We start from the raw sequence: 20,564 nt of genomic DNA on the forward strand, positions 1-20,564 counted from the left end.
CCGCCCCACCAACCGGTGGGGAGTCGCTCGCCACACGGCGAGGACCCACAACGCTGCACCGGAAACCCGGTGAACGTCAGTGGACACCGCACTAGATGCGGGCGCCGACGACCAGGCTGAATGCCCATGCGCGCTCAGTCGGCGGCGACGGCGACGGTGAGCTCCACCTCGACCGGCGCGCCGGACGGCAGGCTGGACACCCCGACGGCCGAGCGCGCGACGGCGCCGCGTTCACCCAGCCAGTCCCGCAGCACCTCGGACGCCCCGTCGGCGACCATCGAGTGCTGGGTGAAGTCGGGACGGCAGGCGACGTACACGGTCATCCGCAGGCACCGCCGTACCCGGTCCAGTCCCCCGACCGCCTCGGCCACCGCGGCGACGGCGTTGCCGGCCGCGAGGCCGGCTGCGGCTCGCGCCTCGGCCACGGTCAGATCCGCGCCCACCAGGCCGCACACGGCGAGCCGGCCGTCCACCCGCGGGGTCATGCCTGCGGTGTACGCGGTGCCCGCGTGCACCACCGCCGGCACGTAGTGACCCTGCGGGGCCGGGGGCGCCGGCAGGCTCCCCCGGCCGGTTGGTTCAGCCACCGAGCGCCACCCCGTCCTGGCGGGGGTCGGCGCCCCCGGTGAGGCAGCCGAGCCGCTCGTCCACCGAGACCACGAGGGCGCTCCCGCCCGCGTCCCACGGCCCGATCGTGCGGACCGGGTGCCCGGCGGCGCGCAGCCCCGCGAGGGTCCGCTCGCCCAGCCGCGACTCGCAGATCAGCTGGTCGGGCGCTCCCACGACGTCCGCGTCGCTGCCGGGAAACACGGTGAACCGCGGCGCCGACACCGCCCCCTGCGGGTCCAGGCCGTGGTCGATCAGGTGCGACAGCACCTGCATGTTCCACTGCACCTGCCCGTCGCCGCCGGGGGTGTTGCCGACGTGCCGCAGGGCTCCCCCGGCGTCGGTCACCAACCAGGCGAGGCAGGTGTGCAGCGGACGGCGTCGCGGTCGTACCTGGTTCGGGTGGTCCTCGAGCAGGTACGCGCCGCGTCCGAGCCGGTTGTTGAGCATGATGCCGGTGCCCGGGACGGTGATCCGGGCGCCGAAGGTGAAGGCGAGTGAGTGGATGAAGCTGACCGCACGCCCGTCGCCGTCGACCGCGACGGTCGTCGTGGTGTCCCCGTCCGGCGTCAGGCCGGCCGTGGCAAGCGGCTGCCGTCCGGCAGCCAGCTTCGCCCGCACGTCCGCTACCGCTTCGGGCCGCAGCAACGACCGCCAGGCGTCCGTGTCGGCGGCGCACCGGTCCCAGCGGTCCCGGAAGGCCTGTCGGGCAGCTCCGGCCAGCCAGCCGACGGCGCCGGCGCTCAGCCACGGCAGCTCGGAGAGCATCCCGTCGCAGACGGCCGCCTGTTGCAGCACCATCCAGCCCGGTGTGGGCGGTGGCGTCGTGTGCACGACCAGGTCGCCGTACCGCTCGCTGATCGCCTCGCCCTCCAGCGGTACGCCGGAGGCCGCCCACTCGTCGCCGTTGAACGGAGCACCTGCCGCTGCCAGTGCGGCCACCGCGCGCTCGGCCAGTTCGCCGGTGTAGAGGGCGTGGGGGTCGGCCGCCAGCAGCCGCAGTGAGTCGGCGAGTTCCGGCTGGGCCAGCCGTTCGCCGACCTGCGGCGCCCGGCCGTTGCGCAGGAACGTCCGTCGCGCACCCTCGTCGGCGCGCAGCTGCGCCTCGTGTTCGAGGATGTCGGTACGGGTCTTGCGGGTGCAGGGCAGACCACGTTCGGCGGCGGCGATCGCCGGCGCCCACAATTCGGCCAGGGCGCGGGTCGCCCTGCGGGCGTGCAGCGCGGCGATCGCGGCCACCGCACCCGGAGCGGCCACGGCGAGCGCCCCCGTGAGGGGAATGGCGGACAGCTTGCGCGCTCGATAGAAGTCCAGGTCGCCGCCGTCCGGCCCGTACCCGCTGCCGTTGATGGTCCACACCGATCCGTCCGGCTCCCGGACCACGGCGAAGGCGTCGCCGCCGACGCCGCACTGGCCGGGCAGCGCCAGCCAGGACATCGCGGCCATCGCCACCGTGGCGTCGATCGCGGTGCCACCCTCAGCGAGCACGCGGTGACCGACGGCGCTGACCGACGGGTGGCTCGAGATCGCCATGTGTTCGCCGGCGAGCACCGCGTTACGGGTCGGTGCCGGCCAGTCCATGTCCACGCCGGTCATGTCACCTGCTTGCGTCGCCGCGGGCCACCGGTCGCGATGTCCTCCGGTGTCACGCCCACGTAGATCTGCCCGTCCTCTTCCCGCACGGGGAACGTCTTGATCGGTTCGGTGGCGGGCGGGCAGACCGGCTCGCCCGTCTCGAGGTCGAAGACGCTGCCGTGGCAGGAGCAGCCGATGCCGTCGTCGACCAGCTTGCCCGACGACAGCAGGCAGTCCAGGTGCGTGCAGTAGTTCGACGTCGCGTACGCCCTGCCCTCGCAGCGGGCGACGCACAGCTCCAGGGTGTCGGCGTAGAAGCGGCGGACGTAACCGTCAGGCACCTGACCGGAGCGGGCCACCCGGACGAATCGGACGGCGCCCGGCTCTGCTCCCGCGTCTGCGGTGCCGGTGACCTCGGACGTGCTCATGAGGCCACGTACACGGTCTTGTCGACGGTGTAGAAGTGCATCATCGTCTCCCCTGCCTGTTCCTTGAACGTCTGCGTGCTGGAGTTCTTCAGCCCACCGAAGGGGGCGTTCATCGCCATGCCCGTGGTGGGCTGGTTGACCTTCACCAGGCCGCTGTCGACCTGACGGGCGAAGTCGAGCGCACGGCCCAGGTCGCGGGTGACGATCCCGGCCGACAGACCGTACGCGGTGTCGTTGGCGACGCTGATCGCGTCGTCGAAGGAGCCGACGCGCAGCACGCTCAGGACCGGCCCGAAGATCTCCTCCTGCGCCAGCGGCGACGACTGGTCGACGTCGGTGATCACCGCCGGTCGGACGAAGTTGCCGTGTTCCAGACCCGGGCCGAGTGGCTCGTCGCCGGCGCGCAGACAGGCGTTGGCGGCCGCCGTGAGGTCGAGGTAGTGCCGGGTCTTCTCCAGTTGGGCGCGGGTCGCGAGGGGGCCCATCTGCACGCCGTCGGAGAGCCCGTCACCCACTCGGCGGGCGCGGGCGAGGGCGGCCACCCGCTCGACCAGCGCATCGTGCACCGCGTCGTGGACGATCAGTCGGCTGGTGCCGGTGCATGCCTGGCCGCTGAGGCCGAACGCCCCGCGGACCACGATGTCCGCCGCCCGGTCCAGGTCGGCGTCCTCCAGCACGATCACCGGATTCTTGCCGCCCATCTCGAGTTGGCAGCGCTGGCTGGGGCTGACCGCGCGGTGGATGGCCGCCCCGACCTCGTACGAGCCGGTGAAGGTCACGGCGCCCACCCGCGGATCCGCGACCAGTGCCGCGCCGGCTTCCCCGCCGCCCTGCACGAGGGCGAGCGCACCGGCCGGGACGCCCGCCTCGATCAGCGCCTCCACCAGCCGCTGTCCCATCAGCGGGGTCACCTCGCTCGGCTTGAACACCACCCCGTTGCCCGCCGCCAGCGCCGGGCCGAGCTTTCGGGACGGGATGTTCAGTGGGAAGTTCCACGGGGTGATGGCGACGACGACGCCGACGGGTTCCCGGGAGGTGTATACGAGGCTGCCGTCGCCCGTGGCGTACGTGCGGCCGGCGACGCGCAGTGCCTCTCCTGCGTAGAACCGGAGGTTCGACGGGGTCCGGCGGGTCTCGGTGAGCGCCTCGGCGAGCGTCTTGCCTTCCTCACGAACCAGGTCGCGGGCGAGGTCGTCGGCGCGGGCGGCGAGGATGTCCGCCGCCCGGTGCAGGACAGCCGCCCGGGCCTCCGGGCCGCGCTCCGCCCATTCCCGGTGGCCCGCCGTCACCGCGGAGACCGCGTCGTGTGCGTCCTTTGCGTCGGAATCCGGGAAGACCGCCACGACCTCGCGCTCGTCGGCCGGGTTCCGCCGCTCGCGGGTACGCCCGCTGGCCGACCCCACCCACTCGCCACCGATGAAGTTGCCCTTCACAGTTGCTCCTCCAACGTCGTCAGCTCGGCCAGGTCGACGTCCTCGTCGGCGAGGATCCGTGGATCCACGCTGATCTGGCCGGCGATCAACTCCTTGGCGACGAGGACGTCCCCGCCGCGGTCGACGGCGAACGCCGCGCGCACCAGGCCGTCGCGCAGGTAGAACGCCGAGAAGTCGCACTCTTCGACCGAGCCGCGCACGACCAGTTCGTCCCAGACCGGCGCGTGGCCGGTGTACTGCAGGTTGTGGTCGTACTGATCCGACCAGAACCAGTGCGGGTCGGTGTACGACGTGGTCCGGCCGATCATGTTGTTGGCGGCGGCGGTCGCCTGCCGGCTCGCGTTGTCGAAGTGTTCGACCCGGATCCGCTCCCCGAACAGCGGATGCCAGTGGTTGGCGACGTCGCCGGCGGCGTACACGTTCGGCGCACTGGTGCGGCAGTACTCGTCCACCAGGATGCCGTTGTCGACGGCAAGGCCGGACCGTTCGGCCACGGTCGTGTTCGGCGTGATGCCGATGCCGATCACCACCAGGTCACCCTCGATGCGGCCGCCGCTGGTGGTGACGACGACGCCGGCCGGTGTCTCGAGGACGGATTCGACGGACTCGCCCAGCCGCAACGTGACGCCCTGCCGGCGGTGGATCGCCGCGCAGGTGGCGCCGATCTCGCGGCCGAGTACGCGCTGCAGCGGCACCTGGAGCGCCTCCACCACGGTGACGTCGGCGCCCTTGCCGCGGCTGGTGGCGGCGACCTCGGCGCCGATGAAACCGGCGCCGATGACGATCACGTGTACGCCGGGACGGAGCTGGGCGCGGAGCTGGTCGGCGTCCCGCCGGGTGCGCAGGTAGTGGATACGCTCACCGGTGACGCCCGGGAGGCGGCGTGGGCTGCCGCCGGTGGCGAGGAGGATCAGGTCCGCGGCGACCTCCGCGCCGTCGGCCAACTCGACCCGTCCGCGCTCCGGCCGGATCCGGGCGGCCGGTTGGCCGAGTCGCAGGTGTACGTCGTTGGCCGCGCACCACTGCTCCGACAGCAGGTTCAGGCCGCAGTCGTCGTCGCCGGCGAGGTATTCCTTCGACAGCGGTGGCCGCTGGTACGGCGCCTCCGGTTCCGCGCCGAGCAGCTCGATTCGGCCGTCGAATCCGCGCCGGCGCAGGGCACGGGCGGCGACGGCGGCGGCCTGACCGGCTCCGACGGTGACAATTGTTCTGGTCATCGGCGTCTCACCCGGCTGCAGTGGTCGTGTACGGGGCGGCGCCGGCGCTGTCGGGGCGGGGGCGCGCGTTGACGTAGATCTTGTCGTCCGCCACCCGGACGTCGTACGTCGGCTGGCACTCGACCTGGTCCGCCGCCTGTCCGGTGGCGGGGTCGAAGGACCACTGGTGGCCGGGGCAGATGATCCGCCCGTGCAGCACGGTCCCCTTGCTCAGCGAGCGCTGCTTGTGGACGCAGACGTCGTGCAGGGCGAAGACCCGGCCGCCGACGAGGAACAGCGCGATCGGTGTGCCGTCGACGAGCACCTGCTTCTTCTTGCGGCGCGCGAGCTCCGGCAGCTCGGCGACGAGCACCCACTCGACGGGGTTAGGCTCGCTCACTCCCGACTCCCTCCGTGTCTGAAGCGGTTGCGGTTCTACGCCCACAGATGCCGGAAGGGTGGGCCAACCAGTGGACCCACCCGTCCGACTGCTTCGATCAGGCGCTGACCAGGTCCTGCGCCACGTAGGTGTCGTAGAGCGCTCTGGTGTAGGAGAAGCGCATCTCCGCGCCCCAGCGGACGAACTGCAGCGATCGCTGCTGAAGCTCGGGCGTGTTGGCGTGGTCCAGGACGATCTGGTAGCCACGCTCGCCGTGCACCTCGTCGGAGGTGATGTGCAGGTCGAAGAACTCGATCTCGTCCTCGCTGAAGCCGTACACCTCGCGCAGCGGGACGATCTGCTTCTTGTAGATGCTCGGCACCTGGGACTCGAGGCCCACGACCAGCGCCGCGGTCGCCACCGCGAAGTGCTCGCGGATGGCAGTGGCGTAGCACCACGCCTGAAGGCCGCGGGTCACCGCGTTCATGTTGTTCGGGTCCTCGATCCGCTCCCGGGTCGTCCCGCACGCCTCGGCGAAGCGGATCAGCAGGTCGGTGTGGCGGATGTCGGCCAGTTCCTCCTCGTACATGTTCTGCAGGAGGAAGTCCTTGGCGTCCGTGCACGAGTCGGGGGTGTTGGCGTAGACGTAGCTCAGGTAGTCGGCGAACGGGCCCACGTAGTGGTAGTGGTTCTCCGCCCAGCGCGCGAAGTGGTGCCGCTGCAGCTTGCCATCGGCCCATGCCTGGCTGAACGACGCGTTCTTGGCCTCTCTGCCCTTGATCGCGTCCTCGAGGGCAGCACGGAACTTGTCGCGGGAGAGCAGCTCGGTCATCTGGTCGCCTCTCTCTGTGGTGCGTCGGTGCGGTCCCGGCGGCTCGGCGCAGCGCCTTGGGAGTCTCTGGGATGCCACCAACGCTAAGGAGCCCGACGACCAGCACCCCACGGTCAAGATGCACATCATTCGCCGCAGCCTTCTGTGCAGACAGCCCACAGCGCCAACGGTGGCAGGTTTGCCATCGTGAGCCGGTGCCCACGATCAACAGCACGCATCCGCGCCGATTCAGGTGGACGCCGACAAAAGCGTCGCAGAGCAGCGGCCAGCAGCGCCGATGGCGGGAGGCGATGGCCGTCGTCCTGGCGGTCAACAGCGGAGCCACCGACGCCATCGGGTTCCTGGCCCTGGGCGGAGCCTTCACCAGCGTCATGACCGGGAACATGGTCCTGCTCGGGGTGGCCCTGGCCGGGACCGACGGTGCGCTGGCCCTGCACACCGGGGCGGCAATCCTCTGCTTCATCCTCGGCTGCTCCCTCGGCACACGCATCGCCGGCACCCCGAAGCCCGACGACCCGGTCTGGCCGCCGGCGGTGACCCGGGCCCTGGCCGTCGAGGGCGTGGTGCTCGTCGCGTACGCGGTGGGCTGGTGGTGGAGCGATGCCCATCCGTCGGGGCAACTGCAACTGTCGTTGCTCGTTCTCAACGCGCTCGCGCTCGGCATCCAGAGCAGCACGGTCCAGCGCTTCGGCGTGGCGGGACTGTCCACCACCTACCTCACCGGGACGCTCACCACCTTGATCGCGCGACTCACCTCCGGGCACCGACTACGCGACGTCGCGCAGAGCGCCCTCACCCTCCTCGGGCTGGTCACCGGCGCCGCGCTCGGCGCGTTGCTCGCGACCCGGGCACCCGGGTGGGCACCCCTGCTGCAACTGGGCAGCCTCGGCATCGTCCTGGCCGCCGCCGTCACAACGATCCAGCCGGCACCCGACCGCGACTCCATTCGTCGCTGACGTCCCGTTCGACAAATACACCCGCGACGGCGGTAGATCACGCCGCGCGCAGCCAGCCGAGGGTCTGCATGGTGGAGAGGTTGGTCGCCTTGAGGCCGGCGTCGGAGACGGTCCACAACACTCCGTCGATCACCAGTGACCGGCGGATCGGCGCCAGTTCCCCGGGGCGTCCGGCGACCAGCGGATGGTCGACCCTGCCGACCTCGGTGATCCCGGCGTCGTCGACCCGCAGGGCCAACGCCACGTTGCCGAGGCTGTACCCGCCCGTGACCGGGACGGTCAGGGGGACCACGACCAGGCGTTCGGCCGGCCAGTAGAGGAACGCGTGCGGGTCGAACTCCGCCTCGGACTGCCCCTGCTTGACGTGGTACCGGGCGATCCGGGTCGGCTCGGCCGGATCGGAGACGTCGAAGAGCGAGAGCTGGGTGCCCTGGACGCGGCCCCGGTCGGTCGCCTCCTGCCCGACGCCGAGCAACCGGCCTTCGCCGGCCGGATGCAGGTACGCCGAGTACCCGTTGATCTTCAGTTCGCCGCTCACCCTCGGTGCCTTCGGATCACGCAGGTCGACGGTGTAGAGCGGGTCGGTCTGGCGGAAGGTGACCACGTATCCGGAGCCGCCGACGAACCGTACGGCGTGGATCCGTTCCCCCTTGCCCAGTCCGGTGACCTTGCCGACCTCGGTCAGCGTCGCGCCGTCGGCGCGCAGGACGTACACGCTGGACGTCGAGTCGGGCTTGGGGCCCCAGGTACGGCCGCTGGTGGTGGCCACGCGTAGGTGCCCGTCCCACTCGGACAGTGCGTACTGGTTGATCAACCAGCCGGGCACGGACGCGGCGGCGACGTAGCGTGGAGCGCCCGCGCCGGAGGTGTCGAACTGGTAGATCTCGGTGGCCTCGTCCCGCGGGTCGGGTGGGAGGTTCCGCGCGGTCAGCATCGGCAGCACCTTCCAGCGCTGGTCGTTGGCGACGTACAGCCGGGGTCCGGTGCTGTAGACGGTGTCGCCGTCGGCGACCACGGTGACCGGGTCACCGGCGCCGAGGGTGGCCGCACCGAGGTCGAAGCTGAGCACGGTCACCAGCGAGGTGCCCGAATAGTTCGCCGGCCGGCTCACCCGGTCACAGCCGACCCGTCCGGTGCTGGTTTGCCCGCCGGAGGTGATCTCGTAGCGGGGCAGCCAGTCGTCGACGGTCGCGGCGTCGATGATCTCGCGGTTGGCGGCGGTGCGCCGCGCGTCGGTGACCCGCTCCCGATACGGGAAGGCCAGCCGGGGCTGAGAGCGGACCACGACGCGGACCGTCGTGCCCACCTGGCGGGCGTCCACCAGATTGCCGTCGATCCGGTACTCGCCGATGACCTTCGGCGCGCCGGCGAGGTCGACCATGATCAGCCGGGGGCCGGCGATGTCGTCGGACGCCGGGCCGGCTGCCGGCGCGGGTCGGCCGCCCCGCTTGGGGACAGCCGGCTTCGCGATTGCCGGCCAGTCCTGCCGGAGCAGCACCAGCGCCCGGTCACCCTGCAGCAGCAGGCTGTCGTCGGCACCGCCGAACCCACCAGGTGACAATTGCAGTTCCCCGGTCAGCCGGCGGGTGGCCGGGTCGATCACGTACAGCTTGCCGTGGTTGACGGTGACGATCCGCTTGCCGTCGGTCTTCACCAGGTCCGGCTCGTCGACCCCGGCCTCGTGGGTGTTGGTGCCCGAGTAGCCGGAGCCGGCGTCGGCCCCAGGCGCCGCATCCGCCCGCTTCGCTGCGGCGGGCGCCCCAGCCTGTACCCCGCTGGCGAGGGCACGCATGTCCCCGTTCGGCCCGAACCCCCAGGGCCCGACGTACGCCTTCGCCGCGGTCTTCAGCTGCTGCAGCACCTGCGCGCAGGAGTCGAACGCGACGAGTCGGATCCCGCCGGCTGGCACCGCCCGGTCGCGTGGTGGTGCGGGAACCGGCTTCGCCGTACAACCGGCGACCAGGGCCAGGCTGGCGACCAGGGCCAGTCCCACGGCCAGGGGGACGCCTGCGGCGGCCGGTCGATCGGGTACGTGGGCGCTGCTGCCTGTCATGGCTCCTACGACGCGCCAGACCCCGGCCGGGTTCCCGGCCCGGGTGGCACCGCTGGCCGGGCCGACACGACACCCTGCCGCCAATAAGGACGCTCCCCCGACCGCCTTACGGACCGGCGTCGGCTGCGCCAGCCCAACGCGTGCTGTCCACCTCCAGCAGTGGTTGCCGAGAGGGACTCGATGCCGAGGGCTACGGTCTATAGCTACACTAGTACTAGACCTGATACAGTACTAGTCATGTTTGAGCGAAGTGGGAGTGACGCGGCCCTGCTCGGTGACGCCTTCGCCGCCGACCTGCTCCGCGGGCACACCGACACGATCGTGCTGGGGATCCTGCGCCGCGGCGACAGCTACGGATTCGAGATCTTCAAGACGATCCGCGACGCGACCGGCGGGGCGTACGAGATCAAGGAAGCGACGCTCTACGCGAGCTACCGGCGCCTGGTCAAGGACGGGCTCGTCGAGGCCTACTGGGGCGACGAGACCAAGGGCGGGCGGCGGAAGTACTACCGCATCACCGACGCCGGCCACGCCGTCTACCGCCGCAACGTCGCGGCATGGGTGGTCACGCGCGACCTCATCGACTCTCTGCTCGACCTCGGCGATTAACCCACTCCCGGCGGAAACCGGCCACTGGAAAGGCATCGTCATGACCGCCTCGAACGGCACCACGCGCAGCTCCGCGACAGACATCCACCGCCTCCTCGACGAGGCCTTCGCCGGCGTCGAGATGACCACCGAAGTCCAGGACCTGAAGGAGGAGATCCGAGCGAACCTGGTGGCCCGGGTGGCCGACCTCGAACGTGCCGGGCTCTCCCCGACCGCCGCCGTCGGACGCGCGACGGCCGAGTTGGGCGACGTCCGATCGCTGATCGACGAGATGGAGACCGCGTCCGACTCGCCCGCCGCCGCGTGGGCACGTCACCGCGTCCGACCCAAGCCCGGATTCCTGGTACGCACCGTCGTCCTGGCGGCGATCGCGGTCGCCGCGCTCGCCGTCCTCGTCCTGGCCGCGCTCGACGTCGCGGTGCCCGAGCCGGCGCAGCTCGCCGCGATCGTCGCCGTCGCGCTGCCCGTCGGCATCATCGTGGCCGACGCACTGCGGCAGGAGACCACCACCAACTACCCCATGCGGGGCATTCGCGCCGCCGGATACGGGGCCGCCACGACTGTCGCTCTGGCCGGCGCCGGCTCGAGCTGGCGCTACCTGACCGAGACCGAGCTGCCCTGGCTGATCGGCGGCGCCCTCGCCATCGTGGCCTCAGCCGTGGGGTTCACCTACCTCGGCGCCACGCAGACCAACCGCCACAAGCAGTGGGTGCTCCAACAACACGCATCCCACCATGAAGCTGCCGACCGTTTCACAAACGACCCGGCCGCTGCCGCTCGGTTCGGCCTGTACACCCTCACACTCTGGCTGATCGCCATCGCGGCGTTCGCGGTGCTGGGCTTCACCATCGGCTGGGCATGGTCGTGGCTTGCCCTGGTCGGCGGCTTCGCGGCGATGATGCTCCTGCTGGCGCGCATGCTGTTCGCGCCCCGGGACTGACGCGCGGGAAGCGTCCGGATCAACTCGTAGAGAGCGCCGGACCGCCGATCGGGCGAACGAATTGCCGGACGCCGACGAGGGCGGTAGTGATTCCACATACGCTGGGCGGGTGGCGATCAGAGCCGGACGGATGCGGTTCAACGGGGACAACGGGCGCATGCTGCTGCGCACCGGCCGCACGGGGGTCGGGTCGGCCGTCGGACACGACCTGACCATCGAGGTGACCGACTGGTCGGTGGAGCTGGACGTTCCCGACACCGGTCCCGCCGACGCCACGGCGACGGCCCGCATCGAGTTGGGATCGTTGGCCGTGCGGGAGGGCACCGGTGGCGCGCGCCCGCTGTCCGACAAGGACCGGGGCGAGATCGAGAACAATGCCCGGCGGACGCTGGACGTCGGTCGTCACCCGACGGCAACCTTCGAGTCCACCCGCGTCGTCACCCGCGACGACCAGGCCACGATCAGCGGAATGCTCACTCTGCACGGGGTCACCGCCCCGATCGACGTCGAGGTGCGTGAGGTGACGCCCGCCCGCTACCGCGCCACCACGGTGGTGACCCAGTCGTCGTACGGCATCAAGCCGTACTCCGCTCTTCTCGGCGCGCTCAAGGTCCGGGACGACGTGGCGGTGGAGATCGAGGTCGACCTGGAAGGCTGACCGCCACGCCGCCCGGCGTTCAGGCGGGAGCGGTGTGCCCGCGCGCGGCGCGGGTACACCTGCTCCTGCCTCGACTGTGCGTGCTATGGGCCGGGGCGCTGCCCAACGCCAGCGCCCACCGGTTCGATCACCTGCCAGAACTCGTTCGGGAGCTGGGCCAGCGCGTTCTCGAACTCGTCCCGGGTAACGGCCTCTCGCAATGTGGTGAGCACCGCGCGGACCCCGGCGCCGGCGAGCGCACGGTCGAGGTCTGGGCGGTCCGCCACTCGCTGCACGAACTCTTCGAGTCCGAACGACGCCGTGGCGTGCTCCCGTCTGATCGCCGTGCGAAGGCAGTCGTCAAGCCCTTCCGGAAGCTGATAGGCGAGGTTCTCAGCCTGGCCGGCGCTGATCCGATCCGCCAATGTCCCCAACGTCGCGCGGGTGAGTGTCGCCGCCTGGTCAGTCGACACCTTTGCCCGCAAGGCCACTGCGTTGATGAAGTCCTCGTATTCCACCTGACTCTCCCCCCAAGCCGGATCGCGTCGAACCGTTCGGTGCGCCTTGCCCACAGCTTCCGGCGACGGTGGGTGACCCTGCCTCACCCAGATCGGGCGACCGTCGGGACGTGCTACGAACTCCCAATTCCCTGATACCGGTGGCCGGCTAGGCGGCCGGGATGGCAACCTCCAAACTTGCTGGTCGACTTCCTCCGGGCTGGCCCCCTCCGGTGTTCGTCGGGTTCGGCAGCATGACCCCGACCGACGAGCGACTCCATGACGTCGTCACGGTCGCCGTGAAACGTGCCGGCGTGCGTGCCGTCGTCCAGTCCGGCTGGGCCGAACTCGGACCCGCCGGTGGCGGCATCCTGCTTGTCGGTGACGTGTCACACGACTGGTTGTTCCCCGGACGGCTGCCGTGGTCCACCACGCCGGAGCGGGCACCGCCGGGGCGGGCTGCGCCGGGGCGGGCTGCGCGCGGGAGTACCAGCGGTCGCCGTGCCCATCCTGGTCGACCAGCCGTTCTGGGCGGCCAGGCTGCACCGCCTCGGCGTTGCGCCGCGCCCACTGCCGATCCACGAACTGACCGCCGACACCCTCACCGCGCGCTGCGGTCCTGTCTTGGCCGACCTATCGCAACCGCGCCACGGAACTCGCTCGCCGGGTCCATGCTGACGACGGGCCAGCTGTTGTGCTCTCGCTGATAGCACAGCTCGATGGCGAGCGGCCGGCTTCGTAGTGCTTGTTGTCGATCGGCAAGCCGCGCGCCTCCTCGGCGAGAGCGAACAGGCTAATCGAAGGCTTAGTGGCGGCTTAAGTCAGCCATAGGCGGCACCCGAGTGTCAGTAGGTACCGCTACTCTCCACGACGCGGAAGGTCGGGGTCCGAAGGACTTCTACACCCGGCCGCCCCCACGCGAAGACCGCCGAGGGGCAATGACCCCGGCCCTTCCGTCCAAACGTGGGGCACGGCGAGGTTCCCGCTGTGCCGAGGACCCGTCGGCCGCATCCGAAAGTGATCAGCCTGTGGACGTGAAGGCCAGCAGCTACCCACCAGCTGCCCCGTGACAATCACACCGTCAACCCCGACGGTCCCCCAGGAGACCCAGGATGCTACAGCCTGAGGTCGGGCCGGTATGTCCGGAACCAATCGCCGATGCGGCCGGTACGCCAATCGCGATCGATGAGCGCGAGGCGCAGAAACGCCTCGTCGGTCTTGGCGACCTGCCACACCGGGTCGGCCTGGCGCTGGTGCGCCACCTGCTTCGGGGTGAGCATCTCGCCGATTCCGACGATCCCATCGCCGGTGTTGGCGGCGGCGAACGCTGCGGCGCCGGCAGCGGCGACCGACCGGGCGGCACCAGTGGGTGCGATGACCGCGGTCCGGCGCTGCGCCAACACGGTGATCTCTCGAATGTCGGCCCACCGCATGCGCACTACGACACCATCACGACGCAGGAACTCGACGCCGTTGGCGGACAGCCGCAGGCCGGGCCCGCGGCTCGAGACCCGGTGCATCAGCGTGATCAGCCCGACGAGGATCACCGGCAACAGCACGGAGAAGACCGGGCCGCCGAATACGTAACCGAGCACCCACGCGACGAGCGCGATCATGATATTGGAGATCAGGAACGGCTTCATGTGCGTGCGCCACGTCTGCCCCCACGAGGCCCGGAACTCCTCAGGCTCACTGCCGGGCAAAGTCACGTGCTGTCTCCTCAGCTCACACTGGCGACGGTAGGGATGGCAGCCTATCTATCGATGGCGTGCCCCACCGCCCGCCCTTAGCCGCAGTCGCAACGAACGGTGCCGGCCGGATCTACGACCGCACCTGGTTCACCCGTAGGGCCAACGACCTCAAGCACCGCGGCCGGCGTCGCCCGCGCTGAGCCGGCCGAAGGGACATCACCCTGCAGATCGGGACCTGTCGAGCCGGGGAAGCGTGATCGCCTGTCGCCACGCAGCCCGCGCCCGGTCCAGGTTGCCGACGGCTCGGTGAGCCAGGCCGAGCACCACTTGGTAGGTACAGGCCGCGTTCCGGTCGCCGAGCCGCTCGAAGGCCCGCACCGCGACTTCCAAGTGCCCCTGGGCCGCTTCCGGCCGGCCGGCCGCGACCAGGGTGAGTCCCAACTCGGCTAGGACGTAGGCCTCGCCCTCCCGCATCCCCCGTTCCCGCACCGCGGCCAGGCAGCGGCGGTGAGTGGTGATCGCCTCTTCGTACCGCCCGGACACCGACTGGCAACGGGCCATCTGGTGCCAGAGCATCACCCGGGCCGTGTCATCCGCCGCCGTCAGGGTCGCGGTGGCCTCATCGATCACCGCCAGCCCAGCCTCCCCGCGTCCTTGGGTGGCGAGCGCCTTCGCGATGTTGATCCGGGCGCTGAGCGCGCCTGCGGCATCACCCAGATCGGTGAACAGCTTGCAAGCCGCCTCATGCGCCTGCAACGCCAGCAGCGGTCTGGCCTGTACGAACCGCAGCAATCCGATGAGGTTGAGGACCCGCGCCTCCGCCCCGGTGTCCGCGAGGTCGCGGGCCAGCGCCGCCGCAGCCGCCAGGTGCTCCTCCGCCGCCTCGACATCGTCGCGGAGCGTGGCCAGCTGCCCTAGGTGCATTCGGGCGATCAGTTCACCCGGCGGATGGCCCTGTCGGCGGGTGGCGCGGCCGAGTGCCTCGGCCAGCCGGAACCACTCGTCCCACTCGCCCGCCGTCCGCAAGTAGGGCGAGACCGCGACGGCGAGCGCGGTGAGAGCCTGCGGGTCGACCGGGGCGTCGAGGTCCGCGGCCCGCTCGACCACGGCCACGATCAGGTCGTGCTCGGCGGCCAGCCAGGCCCGCGCCTCGTCGGGCGTGCGGAACCGGTCTGTGGTCTGGTTCGTCGAGGCAAGCTGGGCGGCCTCGGCGGATTCCCGGTGCGCCTCGACCAGCCGCCGGAGCAGCCGTTCGCGCTCGTCTGCCGGCTCGGCCGCCGCGGCCTTCTCCTGGGCGAACAGCATCACCAGATCGTGGTAGCGGTACCGGTCCGCTCGGGCGGCGGTCATCATCCGGGCGTCCACCAGCCCTTCGGCGTTGCCGGCGGCGCCGGCCAGGTCGACCTCCAGCACCGCGGCCATCGCGTCCACCGAGAGTTCGTCCAGTCCGGTCAACGCGAACCGGCGGAACGCCGTGGCCGAAGCCGGGGACAGCGCCTGGTAGCTCAGCTCCAGGCTGGCCCGTACCTCCATGCCTGGGACGGCGAGCTCGTCCAGCCGGCGGTGACCGTCGACCAGCCGGTCGGCAAGGTCACGGAGCGACCACATCGGACGGCTCGCGAGTCGGGTAGCGGCCAGGCGGACCGCCAGCGGGAGCCGGCCACAGGCGAGACCGACGGCGACGGCCGCGACCGGGTCGGCGGCCACCCGGGCGGCGCCGGAAACGGACTGGATCAGCGCCAGACACTCGTCCGCCTCGAACACCTCGAGGTCGACGCGGACCGTGGCGGGCAGCCCGACGAGCGGTTCCCGGCTGGTGACCAGGACCGCGACCGAGCCGGTTCCCGGCAGCAGTTGCGCGATCGAGCCGCCGTCATGGACGTTGTCCAGCAGCACCAGCAGCGACCGGGTCGCGGCCAGCGACCGCCACAGCGCCGTACGCTCCGCCGGGTCGGTGGGTACCGCACCGGCCGGTACGCCCAGCGCCCGCAGGAACGCGCCGGCGGCCCGGGACGGCTCCACCGGATCGGGTCCGATGCCCCGCAGATCAGCGAAGAGCTGTCCGTCCGGGTACCGGTCGCGCAGCAGGTGGGCCACGTGCACCGCGAGGCTTGTCTTCCCGACCCCGGCCATCCCGCAGATCGTCGCCAGCGTCGGCCGGCCGGGGGAATCCAGCCGGGCCACCAGCTCGGTGGTGACGGCCGTCCGGCCGGTGAAGTCGGGCAGGTCCGGCGGGAGCTGGGCCGGGCGCGGGAACGGATCCGCGCCGAGCGGTATCGCCGGTCCATCGCCGGCGCCCGCTCGCGAGGCGAGCTGCTGCATGAAGGCAGGGCGGTCCGCCGCCGGGATCTGCAACGCGTCGGCGAGCAGCCGCAGTGTCGAGGGTCGCGGCGTGCGGACCCGGCCCGATTCGAGCGCCTGGATACTGCGGACGCTCAACCCGGTCATCGCGGCAAGGTCCTCCTGCGACAGCCCGAGCCGGCCGCGGTGGACGCGTACCGGGTGCGCGGACATGACACTCACTCCCCGACTTTCGCCGTGACGGGCATCCTGCCGTCGCCGACTGTACCGGTAGCTACGGGCCAACTGCGGGTGAACTTCGTGTCCCCGCGCTCATTGAACGTCGAGCATGGAAAAGAGCCATCGGGGGGGGTCGGGTCATCGACACGCGGTGACCCGAGGCGGCTTGCCCAGCCGCCGAGCGGGCCGTCACGACGCGCACGTGCGATGGCTGCGGTGATGTCCAGATCAGCCGAAAGGAGCATGAGTTGTCCCGTCTAGCCGAACGACTGTTGTCGATGGTGGTGCCGCGCGCCACAGCGTCCGCTGGTTGCTCGTTGAGCTGCTTCTGCTACGCCGGAACGCGGTACTGCAAGCAGTGCTGCCTGAACGAGGGCTGCAGCAGCTACTGGCCCGACGGCCCCTGCTGAACCCGATGCCCGCCGGGCGTGGATCGGAGCCCACCACGAGTACCCCGCGCCGCGACCTCGCGGTGTCCTGATCAGCCGGAAGGAGCTAGCGATGTCCCGTCTCGCCGAACGACTGCTGTCGCTGGTGGTGCCGCGCACCACGGCGTCCGCCGCTTGCACGTTGAGCTGCTACTGCACTGGTGGAACGCGGTACTGCAAGCAGTGCTGTCTCAACGAGGGCTGCGGCTGCTACTGGGCCGACGGCCCCTGCTGAGCCGCTTCGGATCGGGCGGCGGCGTCGCTGTCGCCCGATCCCCGAGGAGGTGCCCGTCATGACGTACCTGTCAATCGCGGCCCGCTGCCTGCTCGCCGTCGTCCTTATCGCGGCCGCCGGCTCGAAGCTGCGCAACCGCGCGTCGTTCGACGAGTTCGCCATGTCGCTGCGTCCGCTCGGACTGCCGGGCGGCGTGGCCGCGCTGGCCGTGATCGCCGAGGCGGCCATCCCGGCCCTGCTGCTCACTGCCCGCACCGCGCCGGTCGGGCTGGCGGCTGCGGCGGCGCTGCTCGCCGGGCTGACGGTGGTGCCCGCCGTGGCCCTGCGCCGGAAGCTCGACCTCGTGTGCCGGTGCTTCGGCCCGGCCCGGCGACCGTTGACCGCGCGCCACGTGGCGCGCAACGCCGTCCTGCTGACGGTGGCGCTCGCCGGTCTGACCGCGGCTCCCGGTGGTGCCGTACCGGCGGCCGGCGCGGTCGTCGCGGTCGGTGCCGGATTCGTCGGCGCTCTTCTGATGATCGCCTTCGACGACCTGGTTGACCTCGTCGTGCCGCGACCGCCGACCTCGGTGTCCCTCCGTCGTCCGCCCGTCCGTTCCGTCCGCTCCTGAGGAGATCCGAGATGCCGTACCTCGCCGCCGCACTCACTCTGGTCGGCCTGCTGGGACTGCTGAACCTGCTACTGATGGTCGGGGTGATCCGTCGGCTGCGCGAGCACACCGAGCTGCTCGCCGGGCATGCTGGGCCGGGTATCGCCGTTCCTTCGCTGCTCGGGCCGGGCGACGAGGTGGGCGACTTCAGCACGGTCACGGTGGACGGTGAGCCCCTCACCCGGGGGGTTTTCGGCGAGCGGACGCTGGTCGGCTTCTTCTCGCCCGACTGCGGCCCCTGTCACGAACTGCTGCCCAGCTTTGTGACGTACGCCGCCAGGATGCCGGAAGGCCGACGGCAGGTGCTCGCCGTTCTCACCGGCGACGCCACGGCGACCGCCGGTCAGGTGTCCACCCTCGACGGGGTGGCCCGGGTCGTCGTGGAGCGGCCCGGCGGTCAGCTTGGCACGGCCTTCCGTAACGAGTGGTATCCAGCCCTTTACCTGGTCGGTTCGGACGGCCGGGTGCAGGCCAGCGGCAACCGGCTGGACGTGCTGCTGGCCGGGGCGACGGCGGATGCCTGAGACACCGATGATCCCGTCCACCAGGAACGGGCCGCCGACGGCCGTCGGGTCGGAAGGGGTGCGCAGGTCCTCAGTGGTTCGCGATGCGGTGTCGCTCGCCTGCCGGGCCGCCCCCCGCACCGTCGCCTCCTACCTGGCTCTCACGGTGGCTGGTGCGGTCGCTCCAGTGGGCGCGGCTTGGTGCACCAAGCTGCTGCTGGACCTGCTCACCCGCCCGGGACCGATGCGTCCGCTGCTGGTCGCGGCGGCGGGACTGGCCGCGGCCAGCCTGGCGACCGCGCTGCTTCCGCTGGCCGGGCGGTACCTGAAGGCCCAGGCGGACCGGGCGATGAACCTGGTCGCCGTAGACCGGCTGTTCGTCGCCGCTGGAGCGCTCTCGGGACTGTCCCGGTTCGAAGACCCGGCGTTCCAGGACCGGCTGCGGCTGGCCCAACAGGCCGGCAGCAGCTCCGGAGAACTGGTCGAGGCCGCGTTCGGACTGCTGCGGGCAGCCCTGATGCTTGCCGGCTTCCTGAGCGCGTTGCTGGTGGTGAGCCGGCCGATGACCGTTCTCGTACTCGCCGCGGCCCTGCCCGCGCTGGGCGCCGAGCTCGCCCTCGCCCGGCGCCGGGCCGACGTGTTCGGACAAATCGAGCCGATGCGGCGGCGGGAATTCTTCTTCGGCCGGCTGCTGAGTGGGATCGAGGCCGCGAAGGAGATCCGGCTGTTCGGCACCGGCGGCTACCTGCGGGAGCGGATGCTGCGGGAGCGCCGGTCGGCCAACGAGGCGCAGCGCCGGATGGACCGTCGTCAACTGATCACTCAAGGCTCACTTGCCGGGCTCGGCGCCGCCACGGCCGCCACCGGGCTGTTCTGGGCGGCGGTCGCCGCCCGGCAGGGCCGGCTCACCGTCGGCGACGTGACGATGTTTCTGGCGGCCGTCGCCGGCGTGCAGGCCGGACTGGATCTGCTGGTCCGGTCGCTGGCCGACGGGCATCAGCAGGTGCTGCTCTTCACCCACCACAGCGCCGTGGTGCACGGCCCACCGGACCTGCCGGTGCCGCTCGCGCCCCGACCGCTGGCGCCGTTGGCGACCGGGATCGAGCTGCGCGACGTGTGGTTCCGGCACAGCGAGGACCATCCGTGGATCCTGCGTGGTGTCCGGCTGACCATTCCGTACGGCGCGACGGTCGCCCTGGTCGGGCTCAACGGTGCGGGCAAGAGCACGCTGGTCAAGCTGCTGTGCCGGATGTACGACCCGAGCTGCGGGTCGATCCGGTGGGACGGGGTGGACCTGCGCGACTGTGACCCGGCCGAGCTGCGGGCCCGGATCAGCGCCACCTTCCAGGACCACATGAACTACGACCTGACCGCGGCGGAGAACATCGCCCTCGGCGACCTGTCAGCCGGCCGAGACCCGGATCGGGTCCGGGCGGCGGCCGAAGCGGCCGGCGTCCACGACGTCGTCGACGCCCTGCCCCGGGGGTACGACACGCTGCTGACCCGCCAGTTCTTCGCCGACACAGACCCAGGCAATGTGGAGACGGGCGTAGTGCTCTCCGGCGGCCAGTGGCAGCGGCTGGCAGTGGCCCGGTCATTCCTGCGCCGGAACCGCGATCTGCTTATTCTCGACGAGCCCAGCGCCGGCCTGGACCCCCAAGCCGAACACGAGCTGCAGCAGCGGATGCGGCGGTACCGGAGCGGCACGACGCTGCTGATCTCTCACCGGTTGAACACGGTGCGGGAGGCGGACCTGATCGTGGTGCTGGACGACGGTCGGGTGGTGGAGCAGGGCACTCACGATGAACTGTTGCGGGCGCCGGGCCGGTACGCCGAGCTGTTCCGGCTGCAGGCGGCCGGCTATCGGGAGGCGCCGGCGTTCGCATCCGGCGAGGTGCGGTGACGGTGCTGGTCGACGCCCCGGCAGTGCTGCTGCTCGCTCTGCTGTTGTCCGCCGGGCTGCTGCTCGCCGTGGTCCGGCGCCGGATGCTGCTGGTCACCGTAGCCGGACGCAGCATGGAACCGACCCTGCGTCCCGGCGACGTGGTGTGGGTCCGCCGGAGCAGGTTGGCCGACGTGTCCGCCGGGCAGCTCGTCGTCGTACGCGACGTGCCGGCACAGACTGTCGACGGCGGGCCGGGCGGGGGGACGGTGCGGCGGCTGCTGATGGTGAAACGGGCGGTGGCGCTGCCAGGCGACCCGGTGCCGCAGGACCCGGTCTTCTTCCTCACGGCGACCCCGGGATCGGTGGTGCCGCCCGACCGCATGGTGGTACTCGGAGATAACGCCTCGCTGAGCTACGACTCCCGGCACTACGGCTACCTCGGGCCGGACAACCTGGTCGGCGTGGTCGTGGACCGCCGGCTCCGCGCCTCATTAGTGAGGATGTAGGTGCGG

General features: G+C 71.3%; 19 protein-coding genes. 8 read left to right on the forward strand and 11 right to left on the reverse strand.

Going from position 1 to position 20,564, the window contains the following annotated elements:
* Positions 1-134: 134 nt before the first annotated feature.
* The 7 genes from ACZ6S5_RS27575 to ACZ6S5_RS27605 form a co-directional block, all read right to left on the reverse strand.
* Positions 135-587: a RidA family protein gene (locus ACZ6S5_RS27575; RefSeq protein ID WP_466004983.1), complete on the reverse strand. Its 453-nt coding sequence runs from the start codon at positions 585-587 to the stop codon at positions 135-137.
* The gene (locus ACZ6S5_RS27580) at positions 580-2,202 is read right to left on the reverse strand and encodes a gamma-glutamyltransferase family protein (protein ID WP_466004985.1); all 1,623 of its coding nucleotides are present in this window, start codon (positions 2,200-2,202) and stop codon (positions 580-582) included. Before ACZ6S5_RS27580 ends, ACZ6S5_RS27575 begins: the two co-directional genes overlap by 8 nt.
* Positions 2,199-2,609 carry a Rieske (2Fe-2S) protein gene (locus ACZ6S5_RS27585; RefSeq protein ID WP_466004987.1) on the reverse strand — a complete coding sequence of 137 codons (411 nt, stop codon included), beginning with the start codon at positions 2,607-2,609 and terminating at the stop codon, positions 2,199-2,201. Before ACZ6S5_RS27585 ends, ACZ6S5_RS27580 begins: the two co-directional genes overlap by 4 nt.
* Entirely contained in the window at positions 2,606-4,042 is a 1,437-nt protein-coding gene (locus tag ACZ6S5_RS27590) for an aldehyde dehydrogenase family protein (protein WP_466004988.1), read from the reverse strand. Before ACZ6S5_RS27590 ends, ACZ6S5_RS27585 begins: the two co-directional genes overlap by 4 nt.
* A complete protein-coding gene (locus ACZ6S5_RS27595; RefSeq protein WP_466004990.1) occupies positions 4,039-5,259 on the reverse strand; it encodes an NAD(P)/FAD-dependent oxidoreductase in 1,221 nt (406 codons plus the stop codon). The genes ACZ6S5_RS27590 and ACZ6S5_RS27595 overlap by 4 nt, the downstream gene beginning before the upstream one ends.
* Before the next feature lie 7 nt (positions 5,260-5,266).
* A complete protein-coding gene (locus ACZ6S5_RS27600; protein ID WP_466004992.1) occupies positions 5,267-5,638 on the reverse strand; it encodes a Rieske (2Fe-2S) protein in 372 nt (123 codons plus the stop codon).
* 97 nt (positions 5,639-5,735) lie between these two features.
* Positions 5,736-6,449, reverse strand: coding sequence for a TenA family transcriptional regulator (locus ACZ6S5_RS27605; RefSeq protein ID WP_466004994.1), 714 nt, complete (start codon positions 6,447-6,449; stop codon positions 5,736-5,738).
* A 194-nt stretch (positions 6,450-6,643) separates the two neighbouring features.
* On the opposite strand from ACZ6S5_RS27605, the gene ACZ6S5_RS27610 reads away from it, so the two are divergent.
* Positions 6,644-7,405: a YoaK family protein gene (locus ACZ6S5_RS27610; RefSeq protein WP_466004996.1), complete on the forward strand. Its 762-nt coding sequence runs from the start codon at positions 6,644-6,646 to the stop codon at positions 7,403-7,405.
* A gap of 37 nt (positions 7,406-7,442) precedes the next feature.
* On the opposite strand, the gene ACZ6S5_RS27615 is transcribed toward ACZ6S5_RS27610, so the two are convergent.
* Positions 7,443-9,458 carry a beta-propeller domain-containing protein gene (locus ACZ6S5_RS27615; RefSeq protein ID WP_466004998.1) on the reverse strand — a complete coding sequence of 672 codons (2,016 nt, stop codon included), beginning with the start codon at positions 9,456-9,458 and terminating at the stop codon, positions 7,443-7,445.
* A gap of 237 nt (positions 9,459-9,695) precedes the next feature.
* On the opposite strand from ACZ6S5_RS27615, the gene ACZ6S5_RS27620 reads away from it, so the two are divergent.
* From ACZ6S5_RS27620 to ACZ6S5_RS27630, 3 genes are all read left to right on the forward strand, one after another.
* Positions 9,696-10,067 (forward strand): PadR family transcriptional regulator, encoded by a 372-nt coding sequence (locus ACZ6S5_RS27620; protein ID WP_466005000.1) that lies wholly within the window; start codon positions 9,696-9,698, stop codon positions 10,065-10,067.
* Positions 10,068-10,107: 40 nt separating this feature from the next.
* Positions 10,108-11,007 (forward strand): permease prefix domain 1-containing protein, encoded by a 900-nt coding sequence (locus tag ACZ6S5_RS27625; RefSeq protein ID WP_466005002.1) that lies wholly within the window; start codon positions 10,108-10,110, stop codon positions 11,005-11,007.
* 109 nt (positions 11,008-11,116) lie between these two features.
* On the forward strand, positions 11,117-11,665 hold the full coding sequence (locus ACZ6S5_RS27630; protein ID WP_466005004.1) for a YceI family protein: 549 nt from the start codon (positions 11,117-11,119) through the stop codon (positions 11,663-11,665).
* Positions 11,666-11,748: 83 nt separating this feature from the next.
* On the opposite strand, the gene ACZ6S5_RS27635 is transcribed toward ACZ6S5_RS27630, so the two are convergent.
* The 3 genes from ACZ6S5_RS27635 to ACZ6S5_RS27645 form a co-directional block, all read right to left on the reverse strand.
* Positions 11,749-12,162 (reverse strand): DUF2267 domain-containing protein, encoded by a 414-nt coding sequence (locus tag ACZ6S5_RS27635; RefSeq protein WP_466005005.1) that lies wholly within the window; start codon positions 12,160-12,162, stop codon positions 11,749-11,751.
* Positions 12,163-13,256: 1,094 nt separating this feature from the next.
* Complete coding sequence (locus tag ACZ6S5_RS27640; RefSeq protein ID WP_466005007.1) at positions 13,257-13,784, reverse strand: hypothetical protein; 528 nt, start codon at positions 13,782-13,784, stop codon at positions 13,257-13,259.
* Positions 13,785-14,048: 264 nt separating this feature from the next.
* A complete protein-coding gene (locus tag ACZ6S5_RS27645) occupies positions 14,049-16,346 on the reverse strand; it encodes an ATP-binding protein (RefSeq protein ID WP_466005009.1) in 2,298 nt (765 codons plus the stop codon).
* A gap of 727 nt (positions 16,347-17,073) precedes the next feature.
* Between ACZ6S5_RS27645 and ACZ6S5_RS27650 the strand changes: the two genes are divergently transcribed.
* The 4 genes from ACZ6S5_RS27650 to ACZ6S5_RS27665 all read left to right on the forward strand — a co-directional run bounded on the left by ACZ6S5_RS27650 (position 17,074) and on the right by ACZ6S5_RS27665 (position 20,558).
* Positions 17,074-17,625 (forward strand): MauE/DoxX family redox-associated membrane protein, encoded by a 552-nt coding sequence (locus tag ACZ6S5_RS27650; protein WP_466005011.1) that lies wholly within the window; start codon positions 17,074-17,076, stop codon positions 17,623-17,625.
* An 11-nt stretch (positions 17,626-17,636) separates the two neighbouring features.
* Positions 17,637-18,188, forward strand: a complete 552-nt coding sequence (locus ACZ6S5_RS27655) for a TlpA family protein disulfide reductase (RefSeq protein WP_466005013.1) — start codon at positions 17,637-17,639, stop codon at positions 18,186-18,188.
* A 166-nt stretch (positions 18,189-18,354) separates the two neighbouring features.
* Positions 18,355-20,070 carry an ABC transporter ATP-binding protein gene (locus ACZ6S5_RS27660; protein WP_466005015.1) on the forward strand — a complete coding sequence of 572 codons (1,716 nt, stop codon included), beginning with the start codon at positions 18,355-18,357 and terminating at the stop codon, positions 20,068-20,070.
* On the forward strand, positions 20,067-20,558 hold the full coding sequence (locus ACZ6S5_RS27665; protein ID WP_466005017.1) for a S26 family signal peptidase: 492 nt from the start codon (positions 20,067-20,069) through the stop codon (positions 20,556-20,558). Before ACZ6S5_RS27660 ends, ACZ6S5_RS27665 begins: the two co-directional genes overlap by 4 nt.
* The last annotated feature ends 6 nt before the right edge of the window (positions 20,559-20,564 follow it).

It is taken from the genome of Micromonospora sp. NPDC051924 (genome assembly GCF_055586005.1).

What these genes read in the sequence shown, in the direction of transcription:
- ACZ6S5_RS27640 (WP_466005007.1), bottom strand. Translation starts at nt 13,784, where the DNA reads ATGAAGCCGTTCCTGATCTCCAATATCATGATCGCGCTCGTCGCGTGG.
- ACZ6S5_RS27645 (WP_466005009.1), bottom strand. Translation starts at nt 16,346, where the DNA reads ATGTCCGCGCACCCGGTACGCGTCCACCGCGGCCGGCTCGGGCTGTCG.
- ACZ6S5_RS27595 (WP_466004990.1), bottom strand. Translation starts at nt 5,259, where the DNA reads ATGACCAGAACAATTGTCACCGTCGGAGCCGGTCAGGCCGCCGCCGTC.
- ACZ6S5_RS27650 (WP_466005011.1), top strand. Translation starts at nt 17,074, where the DNA reads ATGACGTACCTGTCAATCGCGGCCCGCTGCCTGCTCGCCGTCGTCCTT.
- ACZ6S5_RS27580 (WP_466004985.1), bottom strand. Translation starts at nt 2,202, where the DNA reads ATGACCGGCGTGGACATGGACTGGCCGGCACCGACCCGTAACGCGGTG.
- ACZ6S5_RS27620 (WP_466005000.1), top strand. Translation starts at nt 9,696, where the DNA reads ATGTTTGAGCGAAGTGGGAGTGACGCGGCCCTGCTCGGTGACGCCTTC.
- ACZ6S5_RS27655 (WP_466005013.1), top strand. Translation starts at nt 17,637, where the DNA reads ATGCCGTACCTCGCCGCCGCACTCACTCTGGTCGGCCTGCTGGGACTG.
- ACZ6S5_RS27615 (WP_466004998.1), bottom strand. Translation starts at nt 9,458, where the DNA reads ATGACAGGCAGCAGCGCCCACGTACCCGATCGACCGGCCGCCGCAGGC.
- ACZ6S5_RS27585 (WP_466004987.1), bottom strand. Translation starts at nt 2,609, where the DNA reads ATGAGCACGTCCGAGGTCACCGGCACCGCAGACGCGGGAGCAGAGCCG.
- ACZ6S5_RS27605 (WP_466004994.1), bottom strand. Translation starts at nt 6,449, where the DNA reads ATGACCGAGCTGCTCTCCCGCGACAAGTTCCGTGCTGCCCTCGAGGAC.
- ACZ6S5_RS27625 (WP_466005002.1), top strand. Translation starts at nt 10,108, where the DNA reads ATGACCGCCTCGAACGGCACCACGCGCAGCTCCGCGACAGACATCCAC.